This is a genomic window from 'Camptotheca acuminata' phytoplasma, assembly GCF_041276565.1.
Lineage (GTDB): Bacteria > Bacillota_I > Bacilli_A > Acholeplasmatales > Acholeplasmataceae > Phytoplasma.
On record NZ_JBGGGR010000049.1, the window covers coordinates 1 to 597 of the forward strand.

The 597-nt window shown below is 48.4% G+C and carries 1 rRNA gene; it reads left to right on the forward strand.

The features are described 5' to 3' along the window. Positions 1 to 597: ribosomal RNA gene (locus tag AB6A63_RS02480) — 23S ribosomal RNA — on the forward strand; the annotation flags it as partial.

Below are 597 nucleotides of genomic sequence, written 5' to 3' on the forward strand. Positions count from 1 at the left end.
ATTCCGACCCGCACGAAAGGCATAACGATTTGGGCGCTGTCTCAACAAGAGTCTCGGTGAAATCAAATTATCGGTGAAAATGCCGATTACCCGCGACAGGACGAAAAGACCCCATGGAGCTTTACTGTAGCTTAATATTGAGTTTGAGAAATTCATGTACAGAATAGGTGGGAGACAGAGAATTTTAGACGCTAGTTTAAAAGGAGTCACCTTTGGGATACCACTCTTGAATTTTTTAGTTTCTAACCTCCGCAAGTGGATTGCGAGGGACAGTGTTTGGTGGGCAGTTTGACTGGGGCGGTCGCCTCCTAAAGAGTAACGGAGGCGTTCATAAGGTTTCCTCAAAATGGTCGGAAATCATTTAGAGAGCGTAAAGGCATAAGGAAGCTTGACTGCGAGACCTACAAGTCGACCAGAGACGAAAGTCGGACTTAGTGATCTTACGATACCGCATGGAAGGGTCGTAACTCAACGGATAAAAGCTACCCTGGGGATAACAGGCTTATCGCTTCCGAGCGTTCACAGCGACGAAGCGGTTTGGCACCTCGATGTCGGCTCATCGCATCCTGGAGCTGGAGAAGGTTCCAAGGGTTGGGC